Source organism: Lysobacter yangpyeongensis (assembly GCF_042655745.1).
Classification (GTDB): domain Bacteria; phylum Pseudomonadota; class Gammaproteobacteria; order Xanthomonadales; family Xanthomonadaceae; genus Agrilutibacter; species Agrilutibacter yangpyeongensis.
This window is the reverse complement of record NZ_JBHSNM010000001.1, coordinates 796,145-813,589: the sequence shown is the minus strand read 5'-3', so window position 1 is coordinate 813,589 and position 17,445 is coordinate 796,145. Positions and strand designations below refer to the sequence as shown.

The following is a 17,445-nucleotide window of genomic DNA, read 5'->3' as shown; positions in this document are numbered from 1 at the left end:
ATGGCGACGTATGCCGCACTGCCGATGCCCGAATCCAACCGCGCCGACGTCGCGGCCGCCGGCCTGAGCTTCCTGCTGGTGGTGCTGGCTGGCGCCTTCGGGTGCTGGATGGTGGGCGGTCGCCCGCTCGACATCGGTACTGACACGAGCGTCTATGCGGGCTTTTACGAAACCCTGGGTCACACGGCGATCCGCACGCGCCTCGAGCCCGGCTTCGTGTTCTTCAGCTGGCTGGTGAGCCGGCTGGGCCTCGGCGTGATCGGCTACCAGACCGCGCTGTTCGCCCTGCAGTTGCTGATCGCGTTCGTGGCCTGCCGCAAGTATTTCCACTACATCGGCGGCGGCCGCGGCTTCATGCTGCTCGCGACCGCGTCGCTGATGCTGTTGTACGTGTCGCCGATGTTCATGAACGGCGCGATCAATGCGGTGCGGCAGGGGCTGGCGGCATTGCTGGTATTCACCGCACTGCTGTCCTTCCATCGGCGGCAGTGGCTGCAGTTCCTGCTGTTCGGCGGACTGGCGACGAGCTTCCACCTGTCGTCGCTGATGTACCTGGCCTGCGCGCCAGCGCTGCTGCTGCGTCCGCGAATCCTGCGCTGGATCGCGGCGCTCGCCTTCGTGCTGTACGTGTCGGGACTGTCGATGAAGCTGGTGCAGGCGTTCCTGCCGTTCCTCTACACCTTCGTGCGCGAATACGCGGCGAACCCGGACTACCGGTCCGGCGTGCGGGTGGATTTCGCCGTGTTCTCCATCTTCTGGTACCTGCTGCCGCATATGGCGGCGCCGCTGCTGCGCGAGAGCCATCGCGAAGCGATCATGCACAGCGCCGCCATCTACCTGGTGATGGTGCTGCCGTTCTTCGCGGTGGGGTGGGGCTCGTATTCCAACCGCTTCCTGCTGCCCGCCTGGCTGTCCGCGTCGCTCATCGTCGCGGCCCTGCTGTGCTACAGCCGGGTGACGCTGCTGCGGAACCCGCTGCTGATCCAGATCGGTCTGGTGGGCGCGTGCCTCGCTCTCTACTTCTACGTCAGCCATGGAATCGTCGTATGACCCGAACATCGAATCGACCGTGCGGAGGCCAGCGATGGTCGTGATGCGCGACCGGATAAAGGCGATCGTGCCGGCCGAGCGCCGCGTCGCGATCCGGCGCCTGCTCGCACGCGTGAAGGTGTTCTCCAACTATGCGTACGACGCACGCCGCTACCTGCGCGCGTCCACCGCCGGTCGCATGGCCGACGATGCCGAACGCCTGGCGGCGCATATCTGCATGGACTACCACCGTCTGGAGAAGGGGATGGCGCTGCCGTCGCCACGACACGGTTTCGGCCGCGACGTGGTGATGCGCCTGATGCGGACGGTCGGCCGCTACGAAGACCGCTACGGTCCCGCCGACGTCACCGCGTTCGCGCGCGGGGCGCTTGCCGGCTATCGGCGCTTCAATGCGGGGCAACTCGCGCCCGAGGTGGAAGGCGCGCTGGACGCCTTCCTCTCCGCTCCGATGCAGGACGGCGGGGCAGGGGGCGTGGAAGCACTCACGTCTGAAACGCTGTTTCCGTTCGACAGCGACGCGGCCCGGCGCTTCCTCCGCAGCCGGCGCAGCGTGCGGCAGTTCGACGGGCGACCGGTACCGGAGGCGATCCTGCAGGATGCGGCGCGGATCGCGCAGCAGGCACCCTCGGTCTGCAACCGGCAGAGCGCGCGCATCTTCGCCAGCAACCGGCGCGAAAAGATGGACGAGCTGCTGAGCCTGCAGAACGGCAACCGCGGTTTCGGCGATCGGCTCGGCGCGGTCATCGTTATCGCCTCCGACATGCGCGCATTCACCTCGATGGGCGAGCGGAACCAGTGCTGGGTGGACGGCGGCATCTTCGCGATGTCGATGGCGCTGGCCCTGCATTCGTTGCATGTCGGCGCGTGCATGCTCAACTGGAGCGTGGAACCCGGGCGCGATCGCGCCCTGCGCCGCTGCCTCGGCATCGAGGACCACTACGCGGTGATCACGATGATGGGCGCGGGTTTTCCGCCCGATGCCCTGATGGTCGCGGCATCGCCGCGGCGCAGGACGGACGACATCATCCGGTTCGTCTGAGGCGACATGCTGTCCGGACTGTCCGCCGCGGGCTCGTGGCTGAGCTATCCGCCCTGCGCCTCGGTCGTGCTCGTCGTAGCCGGGTTCGTGGTTTCGCTGCGCTTCCGCCGCACCGGCCGGCTGATCGCGATCGCGGCGCTGGCCTGGTCGCTGCTGTGGTCGGTGCCGGTCGCTTCGGATTGGCTGCGCGGCACGCTGGAATCGCGCCATCCGGTCGTCGCCGCGCAGGAACTGCCGCGAGCCGATGCCATCGTCGTACTGGGCGGCGCCACCTCGTATCGCTGGATGCAGCGCGAACGCGTCGATCCCTGGCAGATGGAAAGCAGCCGCCTGGCCGCCGCGGCGCGCGCGTGGCTGTCGGGACGCGCCCCGGTCGTGATCCTGTCCGGCGGCAATGGCGGCCGCGAGGGCAGCGAGGCCGCGCGAATGCGGACGGCAATCCTGCGCCTGGGCGTTCCGGAGCACGTGATCGTGCTTGAGGAGCACAGTCGCAATACTGAAGACAATGCGCGCAACAGTGCGCGCGTGGCGCGAAGCATCGGTTTGCAGCGCGTCCTGCTGGTGACCTCGTCTCTGCACATGCCCCGGGCATTGCGATTGTTCCGAAACACCGGGCTCGATGTGATCCCCGTTCCGGTCCCTGAACGCGCGTTGCGACGCACATGGCGCGACCGTTGGCTGCCATCGCCTTCCGCGTTGTGGCGCAGCGGTCGCGCGATAAAGGAATACACGGCGCTGCTGATGCTGGCGTTGCAGGACCATGCGAAATGAACGCGCGTCCACACGATCGTGATGCGAAGAACGCGGCTTTTCCCCAGCAAGCTTCACGTGGCGTGGGCAATCGGCCGCTTACGCTGCCTGCTGTCGTGATGTTCACAGGAGCGGACGATGCAACTCAACCATGACATGGCAAGGCCAACAGGTTCGCGCACCGGAATCTTCTCCGCACCGCACGCCACCACAGGCGCGACGCGCATCGCCGGATTGGCGGTCGTGCTCGCGTCGAGCCTGCTGCTCGGCGGATGCCTCACCGGTCAACAGATGTCGCGCGGCGACACCGTCGAAGGTGCCGACATGCGGATGGTGGAAATCACCCCGCAACTCGTCACCAGTGGAGAAAGCGCGATGGCTGCCACGCCGCTGCCCGCGGAACTCACCAGCTACCGTCCGCAGAGCTACCAGATCCAGCCTGGCGACACGTTGCTAGTGACGGTCTGGGATCACCCCGAGCTGACGGCGCCCGCCGGCACGCAGCAGTCCGCGGCCAGCAACGGCCGCCTGGTATATCCGGACGGCACGATGTTCTACCCGTACGTCGGCAACCTGAAAGTCGCGGGCATGACGATCGAGGAGCTGCGTTCGACGCTCAGCAGTCGCCTCGCCAAATACCTGCGCAATCCGCAGGTCGACGTCAGCGTCACCGGCAACGGCGGCCAGGTGGTGCTGGAAGGCGCGTTCACCAACACCGCGCCGCAGAACCTGGGCACCGTGCCGTTGACCGTATCGAAGGCGGTGGGCGCGGGCGGCATCAACGTCGAGGAAGCCGACCTGTCCGGGCTCACGCTGATCCGTGATGGCCGCAGCTACAACATCGACATGGACAGCCTGCATCGCCGCGGCGACGTCAGCGACATCTACCTGAAGCCCGGCGACCGGCTGTACCTGCCGTTCAACGACCGCAAGCAGGTGTACGTCCTCGGCGAAGTGACGCGCCCGCAGGCGCTCACCTTCAAGACCGCGGACATGTCGCTCACGCAGGCTTTGGGTCGCACCGGTGGCCTGAACCAGGTGACTTCCAACGGCGACGCGGTCTACGTCATCCGCGGCATCGACGCGTCCAACCTGACGCCGCAGGCGCCCGCCAGCGCAACGGTCTACCACCTGCGCGCGAAATCGGCAGCGGCATTCGCGGTCGCCAGTGCCTTCCCGTTGCGGGCGGGCGACGTCGTGTTCGTCGGTCCGGCCGGCATCACGCGCTGGAACCGCTTCTTCAGCCAGTTGCTGCCGCTGTCGGCAATCGTGAATAGCGCGGCCAATGCTCAGAGCAACTTCAACGATTGAGGCGGAGGACGCCGCAACGTCGCACCGGATGCGTGGCGAATCGCGCTTCGCGATCCGCCGGATCCTGGTGGTGTGCCTGGGCAATATCTGCCGCAGTCCCATCGCGGAATACGTCCTGCGCAAGCGCCTGACCGGCCGCGACGTCGTGGTGGAGTCGGCCGGCCTCGGCGCCGTGGACGGAGCACCGATCGATCCGTATGCGCTGGCCGTGCTTGCCGCGCACGGGATCGATGCGCGCGGGCACCGGGCGCGGCTGCTCGACAAGGAACTGATCGACCGCGCCGATCTCGTGCTGGTGATGGAGACGGCGCAGCTGCGTTACCTGCGCTGGCAGATTCCGTCCGCGGCGGGAAAAACCTTCCTGCTCGGAAAGTGGCAGGACGGAGCGGACCTTATCGACCCCTTCGGGCAGTCGCGCGAGGCGTTCGAAGATGTCTACCGCACAGTCGAGCTTGCGGCGGAGCGCTGGTGCGAGCTCATCTGAGTGGTGATCCGCAGAAGCCGGAAGGCCCTACGCCGGGTGCCGTTAATGCCGCGTCGGTCGCCATGCGCGCCTGAATCCGTCCGCGCATGTTCTCCAGGAATCACAACGGGATGAATGCGCGACACGAGCGCGTTCATGTTTCCGTGAGATCAACTTCTTGTATCGACGATGTACGCGGAAAGTCGATTTCATTCGTTCGTCAACTCGCGATCCCTAACCTACGCGCACATATGGAAGCGCTTCGCCCGACGAAATACACGCCGTTGCGGCGATGCATGCAGAACAGTGGTTGCGTGGACGCATGGATGCCGACTCCGATGTGCGTAAAACGATACATAGCCAGGAGCATTCATGCCGGACGCAAGACTGGTGGCCGCGGGTTCGGTCGCTCTCACGGTTACATTGGTGGCGATTTTTTCGCTCAGACCACTGGCGCCACGGGTCGGCCTGGTCGATCGCCCGGACATGCGCAAGCGCCATCGTGGGCGCGTGCCGCTGATCGGCGGGCTGTGCTTTTTCACCGGACTTGTGGCGGGGCTGAGTTATCTCGGCTTCCTTGACCGGTTCACCGTTTCCCTGCTGGTAGCAGGCGCGGTGATCATGCTCACCGGCCTGCTGGACGATCTGTTCGATCTCAGCGTGCGGGCGCGACTGGCGATCCAGTTCTGCGCGGCCATCGGCGTGATTGCCGTGACCGGCGTGTATCTCGATAGCCTCGGTCACCTGGGCAGTCATGAATTGCGGCTGCATCTGGTGGGCATCCCGCTGACGGTGTTCGCCGTCGTCGGGCTCATGAATGCGTTCAACATGCTCGACGGCATCGACGGCCTTGCCGGCGGCTTGACGATGGTCAGTATCCTGGCGGTGCTGGCCTTCACCACCGGCACCGGATGGCAGGCGCTGGGGGTGTTGCTGCTGCTGCAGGTGCTGCTCGCGGCGATGATTCCGTATCTCGGCGTCAATCTCGGCTGGCCCGACGGCCGCAAGATCTTCATGGGCGACGCCGGCAGCACCGTGATCGGGTTTCTGCTCGCCTGGAGCCTGATCTACCTGAGCCAGCGTCACGTGGGACGCATGGAGCCGGCAGACGTGCTGTGGTGCGTCGCGATTCCGATCATGGATACGCTGGCGGTGATCGTGCGAAGGCTGCGCGCTGGCCGTTCGCCGTTCCGCCCCGATCGCCAGCATCTGCATCACCTGCTGCTGGATGCGGGCTATTCGCCGCGCCTCGCGCTCGTCGTCATCGTCGGCGCGGGCGGATTGCTCGCGGGCATCGGCTATGCCTTGCGCGAGGTGCCCGATCTGCTCGACATGGCGGTATTCGCGGGCCTGCTCGCGCTGTACGTGCTGAAGCTGCCCGATGCGCTGCGTTGGCTCGGCGATGCGGGACGAGGCGAGTCCGCGGTCGGCGAAGCCGTGGCCGCAGCGCTGGATGGCGAGGCCGCGCGCGCGCTCGACGCGATCGAAGGCCTGCCCGCCACCGGCGCGCATCCCGGCAAGGTCAGGACGCTGTGCGTGCTGGGCGAATCGCAGGACGCGATCCGCATCGCACCGGTGGCCAGCAAGCTGTGCCACGACACCCGCTTCGCCACGCACGTGTGCGTGACGGATCTCGCCTCGGAGAAGCAGCGCCGCATCCTCGAGCTGTTCGACCTCAAGGCCGACTTCGACCTCGGCATTGCGTCGCCGCAGGCGGATCCGAGCGAGATCACCTCCGCCACGCTGGACGGCATCAAACGCGTGCTGCTCGAGTTGCGGCCCGATGTGGTGCTGGTGCATGGCGACACGCCGGCAACGCTGGCGGCGACCCTGGCGGCGTGCTACCAGCAGATTCCCGTTGCGCGGCTGGAATCCGCTGCCGAGGCGATGCACCTGCCGTCGCGAACTGCCGGCGGCGAGGTCAACCGGCGCGTGGCCAGCGCGCTGGCCTCGTTCCATTTCACCTCCTGCGAATCCGACAGCGACGAGCTCGTTGCCGCGGGAATTCCGCGCGACCGCATCCAGGTGACCGGCGACACCGCGATCGACACGCTTCGCACGGCCATTGAACGCATCGGCAATGACCGCGAGACCGAACGGGCATTGCGCGAGCGCTTCGCCTTCCTGCGCCCGGACAGCCCGCTGCTGCTGGTGACGCACCGCGAACAGATCGACGGCTTCGCCCAGCTGGGCCGGGCCCTGCGCAAGGTCGCGCGCATGCGGCCCGACGTGGACATCGTGTATCCGATCGCGCTGACGCCCGACGCGCAGCGCGACACGCAGAAGCTGGGTTGGCGCCCGCCCAACGTGCATCTGGTCGAGCCGCTGGATTACCTCGCTTTCGCGTGGCTGATGCAACGCGCGCATGTCGTCCTGACCGGATCGGCCGAAGTCGAAAGCGAGGCTGCATTGCTCAGCAAGCCGATCCTGGTCCTGCGCGACGCCGGCGTGGACGCGAACGACCCGCGCCAGCTCGCCGTGGACGATGCGGCGATTTCGGCGGGCGTCATGGCGCTGTTCAGCGATCGCGATGCCTACGAAGCGCTGCGCGTCGCCTACAACGAAGGCGATGCCGCGCCGAGTTACCGCATCGTCGACGCGCTGGCCTCGGTGCCGCCGCGCAGTTCGGCACTGGCGGCGTGACATGCACCAGACATTGAAATCGGAATATTCGCAGCAACCGTCCGCGTCCGCGCGGATCCGTGGCAATACCGGAGGTCCTGAGTGAACGACATCATGCTTGCATCCGATCGCACCACGCAGATTCCCCTTGCGCGTGGCGGTGGGGATGACGTGGACATGCCGGCCGTGTTCGGTCTGTTGTCCGATCACAAGTGGCCGATCCTGATCGGCACGGCCCTGTTCGCGCTGGTCAGCGTGATCTACGTGCTGTTCACGACGCCGGTCTACCAGGCCACGGCGGTGATCCAGATCGAAGGCCCGCAGGCCACCCTGCCGGGACAGGAGCAGCCGGCGCAACCGGCCGCGACCGGCGCGCCGCACGCGGCGACGGAAGTGCCGCTGATGACCTCGCGTCGCGTGCTGGGCGAAGCGGTGAAGGATCTGCACCTGGACATCCAGGCCGCGCCGCGCCGCTTCCCGGTGCTCGGCAAGCTGGTGGCCGGCAGCTATCGCGGTGCCGACGGAAATCGTGCGGCCACGCCCTGGTTCGGCCTCTCTCGCTACGGCTGGGGCGGCGAGCAGTTGAAGATCGCGCAGTTCGACCTGCCCGATGAACTGCTCGATGTTCCCTTGCTGCTGGTCGCCGGCAGCGGACAGCGCTACACACTGTTCGACGGCGCCGGCCGCCGGCTGCTGGAGGGCAGGGTGGGCGAGACCGCGCGTGGCGAAGGTGTGTCGATGCGCCTGACGCAGCTGGTTGCCAACCCCGGTACCTACTTCGACGTGCAGAAGAGCAGCCCGCTGACCGCGGTCAACAATCTCTACGCCCAGCTGGAAGCGGTGGAGCGCGGCAAGGACTCCGGCATCATCGGGTTGAGCTACAACAACACCGACCCGGTGGTCGCCGAGAAGGTGCTGGAGAAGATCACCCAGGCCTACGTGCAGCAGAATGTCGATCGCACCTCGGCCGAGGCGAAGAACCGCCTGCAGTTCGTCAACGAGCAGCTGCCGAAGGTGCGCGCCGACCTCGAACGCGCGCAGGCCGCGCTGCAGGAATTCCAGAGCCGCAACCAGGCCGTCGACGTCGGGCAGCAGACCGGTGCGATCCTCGCGCAGAGCACGGCGCTGGCCAACAGCATCGCGCAGCTGAAGGTGCAGCAGGCCGACATCAACAGCAAGTTCACCTCGGCGCACCCGGCCGCGCAGGCGCTGATGCGCCAGATCGGCGAGCTGGAACACGAGAAGGCCAAGCTGCGCGGACAGCTCAGCGCGATGCCCGACGTGCAGCGCGGACTGTTCCGACTGACCCGCGACGTGGAGGTCACCAACCAGACCTACACCAACCTGATGAACGAGGCACAGCAGCTCGACATCGCGCGGGCGAGCGCGATCGGCAATGCCTTCGTCATCGACGCGCCGGCCGTGGATCGCCTGAATCCGGTCTGGCCGAAGAAGGTGCCGCTGGTGCTCGGCGCGACCGCGGCGGGCGCGCTGCTGATGATCGGCTGGGTGTTCGTGCGGCAGATGTTCAATCGCGGCGTGCAGGATCCGGCGGAGATCGAGCGCCTGGGCCTGCCGGTCTACGCGTCCATCATGCTCAGCCCGAAGGAACGCGCCGACGCGCCGCGCCTGCAGTCCGCACGCGCGAGCACGCGACCGCGCCTGCTGGCCTTGCGTGCGCCATCGGACATGGCGATGGAGGCACTGCGCAGCCTGCGCACCAGCCTGCATTTCGCGCGCATGGAGACCCGCAACAACCTGCTGATGATCGCTGGCCCGAGCCCCGGCGTTGGCAAGTCGTTCGTGTGTTCGAACCTGGCGGTGACGATCGCCCAGGCCGGGCAGCGCGTGCTGCTGATCGACGCGGACATGCGCCGCGGCACGCTGCATCGCGTGCTCGGCGTGCGCGCCGAGGACGGTCTGTCGGAGCTGATCTCGGGCCAGATTCCGCTCGACGATGCGATCCGTCGCGTCGCCGGGACCGAGAACCTGTCCTTCATCTCGCGCGGTCGCATCCCGCCGAATCCGTCGGAGCTGCTGATGCACGCGAACTTCGGCTCGCTGCTGCGCCAGCTGGAGTCGCGCTACGACCTGGTGATCATCGATACGCCGCCGGTGCTGGCGGTGACCGACGCGGCCGTGATCGGGCAGCACGCCGGCACCAGCCTGCTGGTGGTGCGCTACGGCGAGAACCAGTCGCGCGAGATCGCGATGGCCAAGCAGCGCCTGGAACAGAACGGCGTCGAGGTGAAGGGCGCGATCGTCAACGGCGTGCAGAAGGGCAGCGCGCGCAGCGCCGGCCACTACGTCTACAGCTACGAGGAGCCGCTGCGCGCCGCCTGAGCGCGCAGCCGGTCCGGGAGGAATGCAGGGAATGCCGAGACAGACCGCCCGCATGGTCGATGGAACGTCCCACGCCGACGTCCTCGAACAGCCCGGCGCGGCGCGGCTGGAGCGCCAGGACGGCGCGCGCCATGCGCAGATCGAGACCTCGCCGTATGCGGGCACGCCGGATCTGTCGTCGTTGTCGAACCGCCGTGCCGGCCGCATCGACGCGGTATCGGTCGCCGACCTGCTGCGCAACAGCTTCGTCTATCCGCCGCATTCGATCCTGGAGGAAGTGAAGCTGGTGACGCCCGGCTTCGACGCGCGCACCGACATGCGCAGCGCGCCGCGCTTCCATTTCCTGTTCCGCGAGCGCGACCGCGGGCGCAGCGACGCAGGCGAGTCGCGCGACTGGGTCGGCACCTACCATCGCCTGCTGTGCGATGCGGTGACCGAAGCCTGCGCCGGCATGCGCGCACCGTGGCTGCTCCAGAGCGGCGGCAAGGATTCGACGACGCTGGCGATCGCCGCCGCGGAAGCGAAGCCGGAAACGGTGTGCATCACGTACCTCGGCGGCCGCGAGGAGGACGAAGTCGCGTCGGCGCGGACGATTGCGCGGACGCTGGGGCTGCGTCATGAATCGCTGGTGTGCGATCCGGGGCGCGCCTGGGACCGCTACGTGGCGATAGCACCGCGCATGCCGTTGCTGACAGCCGATTTCGCGCTGCTTTCGTACGTGGACCTGGCCACGGAAGTCGCTGCCGGCGGCGGCGATGGCGTCATGGACGGGCTGGGGTCGGACTGGTATTTCGGCATGGCGATGCAGCACCAGCAGCGTCTGCTGACGGCGCTGGCGCGCGGGCTGCGGCTTCCGTTCGCGCTGTCCGAGCTGCCGCTGATCGATCGCAGCTTCGTGCTGTGCTTCGTGCTGTCGAGCCTGGAGATGACGCGCGTCGAACGCCTGTTCCCCGGTTCGCGCTTCAGCGACGCCGAAGTGGACGAGCTGTTCGGGCGCGAAGTCTCGTCGCACTCCCGTGCGCGCCTGGCGACGTTCCAGGCCGAACTGGAATCCGCCGAGACGCCCAACGAATGGCGCGCGATGGTGGCGTCCATTTCCGGTGGTGCGGCGGCCTTCGCGAAGGGCCTGTACACGCTCGAGGCGATGTCGCTGCGGCCCGCCTATCCGTTCTGCAACAGTCGCCTGCGCGAATGGGTGCACCGCGAGGTGCCACCCGAACTGCTGCTGGACCCGGCGACGAACGACAACAAGGTGCTGGTCCGCCAGCACATCGCGACGCGCTTCCACGATCTTCCGTACGTGTCGCGCAAAGGCAGCTTCCGCTTCGATCTGCGCGGGCTCGCCCGGGCGCGCTTCGACCAGGTGCACGCGCTCGCGCGCCAGGCGGACTCGCTGCTGCCGGGCGCGGCGCGCTGGCTGGAGCGCAATCGCCGCCGCCTGGACAACAAGTACCACGCGTCGAAGTTCTACCTGCTGGCCGTCGTCCTGCCATGGATCACCGCGCGAGGAGAAGATGCACGCCAACTTCCATGATCCTGCGGCAACGGCCTTCCCGGGCGATGCGGCGGCTTCGGCAGTGCCGTCGGCCACGGAGCCTGCGCGATCCTCGCGGGGACGCCTGCAGATCCTGATGTCGCCGTATTACGGCGGTTCGGATTTCTCGATGCTGGAACACGGGCCGGCGCGGCGTATCGACCGGACTTCGATCGCCGACCTGCTTCGCAACGCCTTCGTCTATCCGCCGCATTCGGTGTACGAGGACGTGAAGGTGGTGACGTACGGCTTCAGTCCGGCGCAGGACATGCACGGGCGGCCGGAGTTCCACTACCGCTTCCGCGACGCGGACAAGAACCGCCGCGCGCGTCGCGACGGCCTCGACTGGGTAGGGCAGTACCACCGGCTGCTGTGCGCGGCGCTGGCGCGCTCGTGCCACGAGATCCGCATGCCCTGGCTGCTGCAGAGCGGTGGCAAGGACTCCACGCCGCTGGCGATCGCCGCGTCGGAGGTGCGTCCCGAGACAACGTGCATCACCTATCTCGGAGGTACGGAGGAGAACGAAGTCGCCTCGGCCAGCTTCGTCGCGCGCAAGCTCGGGTTGCGCCACGAGACCCTGGTCTGCGATCCGGCGCGGGCATACGACCGCTACCTGGCGATCGTGCCGCGCATGCCGCTGCTCACCGCCGACTTCGCGCTGCTGTCGTACGTCGACCTGGTCACCCAGATCGCGCGGGCAGGGGGCGACGGCGTCATCGACGGCATGGGCTCGGACTCCTACTTCGGCCTCTCCGTCGACAGGACCCACCGCATGCTGTCGACGCTCGCCCGCGGCTGGCGCCTGCCGGCCTTCCTCGGAACGTTGCCTTTGGTGGAGCGCAATTTCGCCCTGTGCTACGTGCTGGCGACGTTGCAGATGGAGCGGATCGAGCGCGCGTTCCCCGGTTCGCGCTTCACCGATGCGGAGGTCGACGAGTTGTTCGGCAGCGACATCTCGGCGCGCTCGCGGCAGCGGCTGGACCTGTACCAGGAAGAACTCGCCTCGGCACACACCGTGGACGAATGGTTCGCCATCGCGATGTCGCTGGCGGGTTCTGCCGGCGGCTTCGCCAAGGGCCTGCTGAGCAGCAGTGCGTTGTCGATGCGCCCGGCCTATCCGTTCTGCGACAACGAGCTGCGCGATTGGGTCTATCGCGAAGTGCCGCGCGAGCTTCTCGTCGATCCGATCACCAAGGCCAACAAGGTGCTGGTGCGCGAGCACATCGCCACCCGCTTCGATGAGCTGCCGTACGTAGCGCGCAAGGGCAGCTTCCGTTTCGATCTGTGCGGACTGGCGCGGACGCGTTTCGAACTCGTGCACGACTTGTCCACGCACGTGCGGCACATCCTGCCGGGCGCGACGCAGTGGCTGGAGCGCAACCGCGGCCGGCTCGACAACAAGTACCATGCATCTAAGTTCTACCTGCTGGCGGTGGTCATGCCGTGGCTGGAGCACCACGGCAGCGGAGGCTGACGCATGCGGAGCAGGGAAGAGGGCAGGCGGCGTTGTCTGCGCGCCTCGCTGGCGCTGCTGGTGCTGGCGCCGCTGCGCTGGCCGGCCCTGGCGTCGGCAGTGCGCGAAGGTGTCGACGTGCGTGCGCTCGGGGCGCGCGGCGACGGCATCGGCGACGATACGGCCGCATTCCAGCGCGCGATCGATCGTGCCGCACGCGGCACGGGTCTGGTCGAGGTTCCCGCGGGCCGCTATCTGATCGATCCCCAGCGCAGCCTGCGCCTGCGCAACGGCATCGACCTGCGCCTGGCGCCCGATGCCGTGCTCATGGCCAAGCCCAATGCCGCGCCGCGCGCCTACGTGCTGCTGGTCGAAGGCGTCAGCGACGTGACGATCTCCGGCGGTGCCATCGTCGGCGAACGCGATGCGCATCTGGGCAAGACCGGCGAATGGGGCCATGGGATCATGATCCGCGGTGCCTCGCGGGTGAGCGTGCGCGACATGACCATTTCGCGATGCTGGGGCGACGGAATTTCCGTCGGTGGCCTCGCGAAGGTCGGCGCGGAGGGGCGCCCGTCCACCGACATCCTGATCGCGAACGTGCGCTGCCGCGGCAATCGCCGGCAGGGACTCACCATCGGCCGGTCGCGTCGTGTGCGCGTGCGGGATTCCGAATTCAGCGACACGCACGGCACCAAGCCCGAGTACGGCATCGACATCGAGCCGGACAAGCCCGGCACTGCCGACGACATCACGATCGAGCGCTGCATCGTGAAAGGCAATCGCGGTGGCGGCATCCAGGCGTACCACCGCGCCTCGCGCGTGACGATCCGCAACTGCACCATCGAGGGCAACGGCTTCGGCATCTTCACGGTGTCCGCCAACGGCGGCGTCGTGTCGGGCAACACCATCCGTGGCAATCGCCGCGCTGGCGTGGCCTTGCGCGGTAAGACGCGCGGCTTCCGGGTCGAGGACAATCGCTTTGCGCGCAACAACACGACGCTGCGGTTGTCCCGCGCCGCCACGCGTTCCTCGCGCGGTCATGTGCAGCTTGCGAAGGATGCGCTCGGCAATTCGGTGGCGGCGAACCAGTACGAATGAGCGTGGCGTCGTCCGTGACGCCGCTACGGACTCACACCCGTGCGGCCAGCATCCGGTCCAGGGACTGCTGCACCTGGTCGATGGTGTAGGGCTTGGCGATCAGTGGCTCGCGGCGGAACTCCGGGCCTATCTGCTTCACGTCGGTGGCCGAGGCGAACACGAAAGGCGTTTGCAGTTCGCGCAGGCGTGCGGCCACCGGAAAGACGTCCTGTCCCCCGATATTGATATCCAGGATCGCCGCGTCGAAGCGCTGGTGTTCGACCAGCGACAGCGCCTCGCCGAGCGAACCGGCGTGCACGACGCGGTGGCCGGTTTCCATCAACAGATCCTCCAGCATCATGGCGAGCAGCTTTTCGTCCTCGACGATCAGGACGTTGTTGCCGGTATGTGCCAGATGATCCATGCAGTCCACCTCGTTTCAGGGATGGACGCAGTGTGCATGGCGGCATGTCACGGTCGCGTGTGACGACGGCGTCAGGCTGAATCACGGCCCACCGGGCAATCGGGGTGAAGGCTCAGCCGTCGAGCATGTTCCGGAACTGATCGGCCAGATGCTTCAGGGCCTTGTCGATATCCGGTGCCTCACCGGTGTCTGCACGCGTCGCGCGCAACGCGGCCCCCGACGCGCGCAACCGATGACGCAGCCGGACGATGCCGTCCTGGACCAGGCCGGCGCGCGTCGCGTGATGCGCGCCCGCATCGTCCATGCGCGCCCACTCCAGTGGCGCGACGGGCTCGCGCGTCGCGGTCGCCTTTGCGACAGCGGGTGGCGCCGGGCGCTTGCGCGCGGAGGCCTTCTTCGCGGGCTTCGCGGTGGGTGTCTTTGCGGGTTTTGCCTTCCTGGCGGCGCGGCGCGCCGTTTTCTTCGTGGCCATACATGCTCCTGGCGCAACGCGCTCATACGTTCATCAGGTTCAGGGGATGCCATGGGAGGGGCAGGGCGGTGCCGACGGTGCCGACGTGGATCTCTCCCGAAGTGATGTTGCCCACGACGGTGCAGCACGGTACGCGGCCCATGCGCGGCTGCAGGAGGATCGACGCCTTGTTCTGCGCCGTGAGCCGGTTCGACGCAGCGACGATCGTGTCCGCCATCACGAAGATGCAGGGATCGTCCTTGGCGCCGGCCTGCAGGCACTGGTTGTCGCTGAACACGACGTCGCCGTCGCGACAGACGAGCTGCACGCCGGTGCGCGGGCTCTGCACCTCGATCTGGTTGGCGTTGACCGCCAGGCGTGCGCCGATGTCGTCCATCGGGAAGCTCTGCACGCGCATGGCCTCCCCCGTGATGCGGAGGAACTGGTTACCCAGGATGCTGAGCTCGCGGATGCGGACGCCGTCGCGGGTGTAGAGGCCGAGCTCGCTGCCCGAGATCTCGTTGCGCCGGATCATCGCGTTGGCCAGCGGCACGTCGAGCTCGATGCCGCCGAAGAAGTCGGCGATCCGGTTGCCCACCAGCTGGCAGCCGTTCATGCCGTTGTCGCCGGTGAGCCCCGGCACCAGGCGGATACCGACGTTCTCGTCGCCGGTCTGCTTGATGACGGCCACGTTGTTGTCGGCGACCCGCGGGCCGTCCATGCCGACATGCATCCCGTCGCCCATCACCTGCAGGGAATTGCCGGCGATGTCGACACCCGAGCCATCGGTACTCGCGCCCGTCAGGATGAAACCGGCCTTGCGGCAACCGCGCACGGCGTTGTTGGCGATGCGCGATACGGCGTGGTGCACGGTCACGTCGGCCAGGGAGATCGCGCATTCCTCGCAGTTGAACAGGTTGTCCTCGATGCGGAGGTCCATCAGCCCGGTCGCGACACCCGCCGCATTGACGCCGCCACTGCCGATGCCCACGAATGCCTTGATCTGGTTGTCGCGGATCGAAAGGTCGGACAGGGCACCTTCCAGCAGGATGCCGGTGCCCGTCTTCTCCGCACCGATGCGCAGGTGCTCCAGCTGCGCGCTTTCCACCTCGCGCAACAGCATCACGCCCGCGATGTCGCCGCCTCCACGCGAGAGCGCGGTGAAATGCGCAAGGCCGATGTCGTGGCATTTCTCGATTGGCCAGAACACCTGGGTGTCGGAGACCAGCTCGGTGTTCCAGCCCTTGCCGACGATCCGCAGGGAACTTGCACCAACGATCTTCAGGGGTTCGCGCAGCTCGTAATGCCCCACCTGCAGGCAGACGGTGCCGCCACCGGCGGCGATGACCTTGTCGATGGCGTCCTGGATCGAGGGGTTGTTGGCTTCGTGCTGCGCCGGAGTGACGCACACGGTACAGGCGCAGTGGTCGACCTTGTCGCCACCGCCGCCGCCATTGCCGGCCGGCGGCGGCCAGAAGATGCGGCAGTCGGTCAGTCCGGTCGGAAAGGTGACGAAGCCGAGCTTGGCGTAGTGGTGATGGATCGCCAGCGGCGGCGCGGCGTCGAGTTCTTCGATGGTCGCGTCGGTGCTGCGCGCGGCGAACACCCAGGCATCGCCGCTCTTCATCGCGCCGCCCGCGGGATCCAGGCTGAAGCTGGCGATGACGTTGTGCTCCAGCAGCACGCTTACCGCGCCGCTGGCGGGCACGGTGATCTCGCCGGTCGCCGTGGCGAGATCCAGGTCCTGCAGCAATGCGCCATTCTGGTCGAGGACCTTGCCGCGCTGGTCCCAGCGCTTGATGCGCGTATGCCGCGCAGGCTGGGTGCGGTTCTGCGCATCGGTGGGGAACAGGCCCGCCGGCAGCGGCTGTTCGAGAACGATGGTGCGCGTCGCATCGTCGACGCCGTTGCCGATCCTGATCCGGCGCAGTTCGCCCGGTTCGTTGTGGAGTTCGCGCCAGTCGTCGGTGATCTCGATCCAGTCGCCGTCGGAGAAGCGCAACACTGAATCCTTGCCGATGCTTTCGACCACCAGCTGGTTGAGCGCCGGAATGTGCGTCACGCGCGTCTCGACGCTGGCGTTGTCGCGCGACCATTTGAACGTCGCGGTGCCCAGGCCGCCGCCCTTGTGGATCTCGATGCGATAGAGCTGGTTTTCCAGGCCTTTGTAGCCGCCGCCCGGCGGAATGAGGCAGGGATCGGGTTCGCCCGGCACCGGCGCGGTGGTGGTGGTCAGGCGCGCGGCCGAAGGCGCGTGCTCCGGCAGCCAGCCCGGGATGGAATCCAGCGGCGTGGCGCAGTTGGCGGTGGATCCGACGTTGGGCAGCAGCTTCACCTGCCACACCGTCTGCAGTCGCGTGGTGCTGTCGACGCCGACGGCCTTCTCGATCAGATCGGGGCGGACGAGGTGGCTGACCTCTCGCGTCCACACGTCCAGGTAGACGAGATGCCGCCCGCTGGTGGGCAAGGCCGGCGGGTTCGGATAGTACGGCTGTCCGGCATCCGGATCGGAGGCGGGCGGCGCGTAGAACACCGGCTGCGTGCCGACTTCCTCTTCCAGCTGCGGATCCCAGGTCCTGGTGCCGCTGCCGTGGTTCTGCGCCAGCAGCCCGTCCACGTACATGCGGCCGACGCCGATGCTCAGGTTGCCGCCGGAGAAGCCGAGCTTGAAGGCATCGGGCGTCTGCAACGGCACCACGGCCGGGCCGATCGTGTCGAGCGTGTCCACCTGCATGCGGCGTCGCAGTTGCAATGCGAGCGCGTTCCATTCGGCATCGCTGAGCGGCCGTCCCTGTTGCAGCAGCACGCCGAGATCGTCGTCCCAGGGGTCGAAGGTGATCCGGCTGAAGTCTCCGCTCATGACACGCTCCTCATTGAATCCAGTCACTGGTCGGCGCGGCGGCCAGGTTTCGAAATCCGCCGGGC

The 17,445-nt window shown here is 67.4% G+C and carries 13 protein-coding genes; 10 read left to right on the top strand and 3 right to left on the bottom strand.

Annotation, left to right across the window (positions count from 1 at the left end; translation table 11 throughout):
- The 10 genes from ACFPN1_RS03345 to ACFPN1_RS03300 all read left to right on the top strand — a co-directional run bounded on the left by ACFPN1_RS03345 (position 1) and on the right by ACFPN1_RS03300 (position 13,666).
- Positions 1-1,050, top strand: coding sequence for an EpsG family protein (locus tag ACFPN1_RS03345; protein ID WP_386752975.1), 1,050 nt, complete (start codon positions 1-3; stop codon positions 1,048-1,050).
- Between the two features lie 34 nt (positions 1,051-1,084).
- A complete protein-coding gene (locus ACFPN1_RS03340; RefSeq protein ID WP_386752973.1) occupies positions 1,085-2,089 on the top strand; it encodes a nitroreductase family protein in 1,005 nt (334 codons plus the stop codon).
- A gap of 6 nt (positions 2,090-2,095) precedes the next feature.
- Positions 2,096-2,860, top strand: coding sequence for a YdcF family protein (locus ACFPN1_RS03335; RefSeq protein ID WP_386752971.1), 765 nt, complete (start codon positions 2,096-2,098; stop codon positions 2,858-2,860).
- A 117-nt stretch (positions 2,861-2,977) separates the two neighbouring features.
- Complete coding sequence (locus ACFPN1_RS03330) at positions 2,978-4,150, top strand: polysaccharide biosynthesis/export family protein (RefSeq protein WP_386752970.1); 1,173 nt, start codon at positions 2,978-2,980, stop codon at positions 4,148-4,150.
- On the top strand, positions 4,125-4,634 hold the full coding sequence (locus tag ACFPN1_RS03325) for a low molecular weight protein-tyrosine-phosphatase (RefSeq protein WP_386752969.1): 510 nt from the start codon (positions 4,125-4,127) through the stop codon (positions 4,632-4,634). Before ACFPN1_RS03330 ends, ACFPN1_RS03325 begins: the two co-directional genes overlap by 26 nt.
- A 351-nt stretch (positions 4,635-4,985) precedes the next feature.
- Positions 4,986-7,256 carry a non-hydrolyzing UDP-N-acetylglucosamine 2-epimerase gene (gene wecB, locus ACFPN1_RS03320; protein ID WP_386752967.1) on the top strand — a complete coding sequence of 757 codons (2,271 nt, stop codon included), beginning with the start codon at positions 4,986-4,988 and terminating at the stop codon, positions 7,254-7,256.
- A gap of 81 nt (positions 7,257-7,337) precedes the next feature.
- Complete coding sequence (locus ACFPN1_RS03315) at positions 7,338-9,578, top strand: polysaccharide biosynthesis tyrosine autokinase (RefSeq protein ID WP_386752965.1); 2,241 nt, start codon at positions 7,338-7,340, stop codon at positions 9,576-9,578.
- A gap of 31 nt (positions 9,579-9,609) precedes the next feature.
- Positions 9,610-11,112, top strand: coding sequence for an asparagine synthase-related protein (locus ACFPN1_RS03310; RefSeq protein WP_386752963.1), 1,503 nt, complete (start codon positions 9,610-9,612; stop codon positions 11,110-11,112).
- On the top strand, positions 11,093-12,586 hold the full coding sequence (locus ACFPN1_RS03305) for an asparagine synthase-related protein (protein ID WP_386752961.1): 1,494 nt from the start codon (positions 11,093-11,095) through the stop codon (positions 12,584-12,586). Before ACFPN1_RS03310 ends, ACFPN1_RS03305 begins: the two co-directional genes overlap by 20 nt.
- 3 nt (positions 12,587-12,589) lie before the next feature.
- The gene (locus tag ACFPN1_RS03300) at positions 12,590-13,666 is read left to right on the top strand and encodes a right-handed parallel beta-helix repeat-containing protein (RefSeq protein WP_386752959.1); all 1,077 of its coding nucleotides are present in this window, start codon (positions 12,590-12,592) and stop codon (positions 13,664-13,666) included.
- A gap of 31 nt (positions 13,667-13,697) precedes the next feature.
- On the opposite strand, the gene ACFPN1_RS03295 is transcribed toward ACFPN1_RS03300, so the two are convergent.
- From ACFPN1_RS03295 to ACFPN1_RS03285, 3 genes are all read right to left on the bottom strand, one after another.
- Positions 13,698-14,069, bottom strand: coding sequence for a response regulator (locus ACFPN1_RS03295; RefSeq protein ID WP_386752957.1), 372 nt, complete (start codon positions 14,067-14,069; stop codon positions 13,698-13,700).
- Between the two features lie 112 nt (positions 14,070-14,181).
- Positions 14,182-14,541 carry a hypothetical protein gene (locus tag ACFPN1_RS03290; RefSeq protein ID WP_386752955.1) on the bottom strand — a complete coding sequence of 120 codons (360 nt, stop codon included), beginning with the start codon at positions 14,539-14,541 and terminating at the stop codon, positions 14,182-14,184.
- 22 nt (positions 14,542-14,563) lie between these two features.
- Positions 14,564-17,380 carry a DUF6519 domain-containing protein gene (locus tag ACFPN1_RS03285; protein ID WP_386752953.1) on the bottom strand — a complete coding sequence of 939 codons (2,817 nt, stop codon included), beginning with the start codon at positions 17,378-17,380 and terminating at the stop codon, positions 14,564-14,566.
- Positions 17,381-17,445: the final 65 nt, after the last annotated feature.